The organism is Actinomyces succiniciruminis (assembly GCF_900002405.1).
GTDB lineage: Bacteria > Actinomycetota > Actinomycetes > Actinomycetales > Actinomycetaceae > Actinomyces > Actinomyces succiniciruminis.
In genome coordinates this window covers 12,870-17,809 of record NZ_LK995525.1, presented here as the reverse complement: position 1 = coordinate 17,809, position 4,940 = coordinate 12,870, and the positions used below count along the sequence as shown (strand labels likewise).

Sequence of the window (4,940 nt, the reverse complement as noted above, 5' to 3'; positions counted from 1 at the left end):
AGGGCGGTTCCACCCGCCGCACGCACGGCCTGCGCGATCAGGTGGCGGCGGGCACGGGCGGCGCCACGGACCGTCTCGACTACGCCGATTCCCTCCGGCCCGGTGGTCAGGATGGGGCGAATGCCCAGGGTTCCGCCGACGAAGGCGGTGCCACGGTTGAGCCTGCCGCCACGCCGCAGGTGGTTCAGGTCCTGGACCAGGAAGAACAGCCTGGAGCGGGCCGCCGACTCGCGGGCGCGGGCGGCACCGCGGCGGGCGTCGTCGGCCTCGGCGGCGGCTAGGGCGGCCAGCCCCAGTGCGCCGCCCGAGGCCCCGGAGTCCAGGACCGTGACCGGTATCCCCTGTGTGGCCAGTTCGCGCGCCGCCGTCCGGGCGTTTTCGACCGTGCCCGACAGGGCGGCCGTGACATGCACCGCGAGCACCTCGTCGCCGCGCCGCGCGGCCAGACGGTAGGCGTCGATGAGTTCGGCGACCGTCGGGCGCGCCGTCGTCGCCGCGCCGTCGTCCGCCTCCACGGTATGCAGGGGAACGACGATAATGCCGCGCGCATCCGCGAGCGCAGCGGGCAGACAGGCTGCCGAGTCGGTGACCACCGTGAGCGACATGCTCGAAGCGTAAGCCTCCGACGCCGATACCCTGTCAACCGGCGCTTCCGGCTTGCGGGTACAGCGAGCCACGAGCCGCCGTCCGCCAACCCGTACACCTGGAGAGTCTGTGAACCCGCCGGGCCGTTTCACACCCGGGGCACCCTGGCCGCGAGGAGAGCGAGGGCGCTCAGGCAGGAGGGTTTGTCGAGCCGACGCCACTGGTAACCACCGGTGTCGGACGAGGTCGGGGCCAGCGGCGGCAGTTCCTCCGCGAGCGCCACATCCGCCACCACCCCGTAGTGGTAGAAGTCGATGGTGTTGCCGCACGAGTCCTCGGTCACGTGGACTTCCACCCGTCGCATACCCTGCACCGTGAAGGACGAGATACCCAGTTCTTCTTTCAACTCACGGCGCAGGGTCTCCTCCCAGTACTCGCCCGGCTCGGGTCTTCCACCCGGCAGATCCCACAGCCCCATGTACGGTCCGCGCGTCTTACGGACACAGAGCATGCGCGCGCCCTCGACTATGCGGGCATACACGCCGAAGTGACACCGGCTCATGCCTCCCATCGTCGCACGGATCGGCGACGCAAATACGCCGGACCTATGCAACCGCGCGATGGCGGCTCAAACTCACCTACCGGGCCGGTGAATAACGGCCCGGTATCCCTTATCGACCGACCTCGGCACGTAACAACTACCGACCTCGGCACGTAAGTTCGACCGACCTCGCGTTGGAATTGCATGGCCGCATACGATGCGGGCATGACGAGTCCCACACCCGACCCAGCCGAGATCGCCCGCCTCAAGGCCGAGGCGGCGCAAGCGGCCGCGGACGCCGCCGCGGCGAAGGCGGCCGCCGCACAGGCAGCGTTGGAGGCTGCGCTGGCCGCTCAGACCGAGCCCGCCGTCGAGTCCTCGCCTCAACCGCTCGATGCGCCGACTCAGATGGAGGCTCGCACGCCCGGCTCGGCGGATCCGGCCGCCACGGCGCCGGCGGCTCCCGCAGCAACGGAGCCGCAGGACGCCCCGGCGGTGGAGTCGGAAGCAGCCTCCGGCTACGCCGCCCGCGTGCGGGACGGATACGCCTTCGCCGGCCCCGTACTGCCGGTGGGTACCTACCTGGACTACCCCACCGAAGACGAGCCGCACCCGGCCGGGACGAAGACGTCGGAGCCGATCCCGGTGCCCGGGGTGAACGTGGGCATCCCGCTCGGTCTGCTCAACCGTCACGCCCTGGTCGCCGGCGCCACCGGTACCGGCAAGACGCGCACCCTGCAACTGTTGGCGGAAGGACTGTCCACCGCCGGCGTGCCCGTGTTCCTGTCCGATGTGAAGGGGGACCTGACGGGTTTGGCGGAGGCCGGCGCCGCCTCCGCCAAGCTCGCGGCTCGCAACGCCGCCACCGGGCAGGCGTGGGAGGGGCGGGCCTTCCCGCTGGAGTTGTTCACCCTCGGGGATTCGGAGGGGACGGCGGCGCAGCCGGCCACCGCAGCGGGCGCCTCCACCGGGACCCCCATCCGCACCACGGTGACGGCCTTCGGGCCGGTGCTGCTCTCCCGCGTACTCGGGCTTAATGACACGCAGACCTCCGCACTGGAACTGGTGTTCCACTGGGCGGATGCGCAGGGGTTGGCGCTGATAGACCTGAAGGACCTGCGCAGCGTGGTCGACTACTTAACCGGCACCGAGCCCGGTAAGCAGGAGTTGCGCGGCATCGGCGGGGTGTCCAGCGCGACGGCGGGGGTGATCCTGCGGCAGGTCTCCGCCTTGGAGGCGGCCGGCGGCTCGGTCTTCTTCGGGGAGCCGGCCCTGGACGTGCACGACCTGCTGCGGACCGCCGCCGACGGCCGCGGCGTCATCTCGTCCCTGGAACTGGCGGACATCCAGTCCCAGGGGACGTTGTTCTCCACCTTCCTGATGTGGCTGCTGGGCGAGCTGTTCGAGGTGCTGCCGGAGGTCGGCGACCCGGACAAGCCGGCGCTGGTGTTCTTCTTCGACGAGGCGCACCTGCTGTTCGACGGTGCCAGCAAGGCCTTCCTGGAGGCGGTTACGCGCACGGTGAGACTCATTCGCTCCAAGGGAGTCGGCATCGTGTTCGTCACCCAGTCCCCCACGGACGTGCCCGAGGCCGTGCTGGCCCAGCTGGGCAGCCGCATCCAGCACGCGCTGCGCGCCCATACGCCGGCCGACGCCGCCAAGCTGAAGCAGGCGGTATCCACCTTCCCGGTCTCCCCACTGGACCTGACTCGAGTGCTCACCGGCCTGGGTACGGGCCAGGCAGTGGTATCGGTGCTGGATGAGAAGGGCCGTCCCGCGCCGGTGGCGCCCGTCGTGGTGAACACTCCGGCCGCGGTAATGGGTCCGGCACAGCCGGCCACGATCCGGTCGGTGCTCTCGGCCTCGCCACTCATGCCCAGGTACGCCACCGCGGTGGACAACGAGTCCGCCTACGAGCTGCTGGCCAAGCGCACCGAGGAGGAGACGGCCCGCGCCGAGGCGGCCCGCGCCGCGGCCGAGGCCCAGGCCGCGGCGGAGAAGGCCGCACAGGAGGCGGCCAAGGCACAGGCGAAGGCCGAGGCCCAGGCCGCCCAGGAGGCCCAGCGCACCGCCGAGCGGCTCCAGCGCGAGGCCCAGAAGGCGGCCGAGCGCGAGCAGCGGGCCCGGGAGCGGGCCGCCGAGCGGCGTCAACGCGAGGTGGAGAAGCTCATCGGCAGCGCCGGCCGCCAGATCACCCGCTCCATCCTTGGAAACATCCTGCGCGGCCGCTGAGCCTGGCACACAACACGTCGGCGCATCTACCCCATCTGCACCATCTGTACTAGTATTAGCAGTACAGATCAGTTCGTCGTGCCCTCACCGGGAGTTCGCAGCATGGACCTGGAAATCGATCCCCTGTCCCCCACCCCGATCTACCAGCAGATCCGCGACCGGATCGTGGAAGGAATTGCGCGCGGTGAACTGCCGCCCGGCCAGCGTTTGCCCTCCGTGCGCGCCCTCGCCGGAGCCTTCGCCATAAACCCCGCCACCGTCTCCAAGGCCTACGATCTTCTGCGCGCCGAGGGCTTGGTTGTCACCAACGCCAAGTCCGGCACCGTCATCGCTCCTGCGGGTGACTGGACCGAGGCCGCCGCGTGGCGGTCGCGGCTGCGCACGCTGCTGGCCGAGGCCCGCGCACACGGCCTGGCCGAGAAGCAGATCCTCGACGCCGCCGCCCACCAGCTCGACACGCTCTCACCGGTGGGGAGCGAACGGTAATGCTGGCCTACACCGTAAGCATGAGCTTGACTGCCGTCGTGCTGGGCCTGGCACTCTGGGCGACTCCGGCCATCTCCCGGGACACGCTCCCATTGGGTGTATCGGTACCTGCCGAACGCGTCCGCGACCCGGTCGTGCGTCGCGCCATTCGCGCATGGCACAGATGCTGCCTGGTCGGCGCCGCCGTCGCGGTGGCGGCGATTGCGCTGCTGCACTTAAGCGGCATCTCCACCAGCCGCCCGGGCCTGCCCGTAATCATCATGTTGGCGCAGTTGGGCGCGGGTTTCGCGTCCTGGACGGTCATGCGCCTGCCCATCATCGAGGCCAAACGGCAGGAGGGCTGGTACGAGGACCGGCGGGTGCGAAAGCTGGCCCCGATCAGCACCCCCGAGAAATCCGGCAGCGCAATGCCCTGGTACGTCGCCTCGGTGCTCCTACTGTTGGTCGCCGCGGTCTTCGTACTGCTGCGCTACGACGCGCTGCCCGACCCACTGCCGATCCACTGGGGAGCCGACGGCACCGTCGACGGCTGGGTGCGGCGCAGTCCCCTGCAGGTGCTGCTGCCTGCGGCCATCGGCCTCGGTATGGTCGCCGTGGTGGCGCTGTGCACCAGAATCGCCCGCCGCAGATTGCTGGCGAGCATCCCCGTCGACGGCGACCGGAGCCGAACTCGGCGGCTCACCCTCGCCCAGGCGCACCTGATCGACCGGGTGATGGGACCGCTGGCCCTGGCCACGGGCGTCTCATTCGCCGGCATCCTGGTGTTGCCGCTTGCGAAGTCACCGGCCGCCGCGCGCTGGTGGCTGGCTATCCCGGTGACGGTCACCTGCCTGCTGATCATGTGGATGATCGCCGACCTGATCCGGCTCTCCCGCCGGTTCACACGCCGGCTCACACCCGTGGACGCCGACTCCCCCGACGACGACGAGCTGTGGCTCGGCGGGTTGTTCTACGTCAACCGCGCAGACCCCTCGCTGCTGGTGCCCAAACGCGCCGGCGTCGGCGTCGCCCTGAACTACGGGCACCCGGTCGGGCGGGCGCTCGCAGTCTTCATACTGATCAACCTGGTGGTCGTCATCGGCGTGTGCATCCTCCT

At 70.3% G+C, this 4,940-nt stretch carries 5 protein-coding genes; 3 read left to right on the top strand and 2 right to left on the bottom strand.

Translation table 11 applies throughout. From position 1 onward, the window contains the following. A partial coding sequence (locus BN1056_RS10250; RefSeq protein WP_210581012.1) for a DegV family protein occupies positions 1-605 on the bottom strand: 605 nt, incomplete at its 3' end. 128 nt (positions 606-733) lie between these two features. Beyond that, entirely contained in the window at positions 734-1,147 is a 414-nt protein-coding gene (locus tag BN1056_RS10245) for an NUDIX domain-containing protein (protein WP_210580928.1), read from the bottom strand. A gap of 204 nt (positions 1,148-1,351) precedes the next feature. Here BN1056_RS10245 and BN1056_RS10240 point away from each other — a divergent pair, with 204 nt between their 5' ends. From BN1056_RS10240 to BN1056_RS10230, 3 genes are all read left to right on the top strand, one after another. Continuing rightward, positions 1,352-3,358, top strand: a complete 2,007-nt coding sequence (locus BN1056_RS10240; RefSeq protein ID WP_210580926.1) for a helicase HerA-like domain-containing protein — start codon at positions 1,352-1,354, stop codon at positions 3,356-3,358. A gap of 102 nt (positions 3,359-3,460) precedes the next feature. Then, positions 3,461-3,844, top strand: a complete 384-nt coding sequence (locus BN1056_RS10235) for a GntR family transcriptional regulator (protein ID WP_210580924.1) — start codon at positions 3,461-3,463, stop codon at positions 3,842-3,844. A gap of 20 nt (positions 3,845-3,864) precedes the next feature. Continuing rightward, positions 3,865-4,940: DUF1648 domain-containing protein (locus BN1056_RS10230; RefSeq protein ID WP_210580922.1), on the top strand; the 1,076-nt coding region annotated here is incomplete at its 3' end.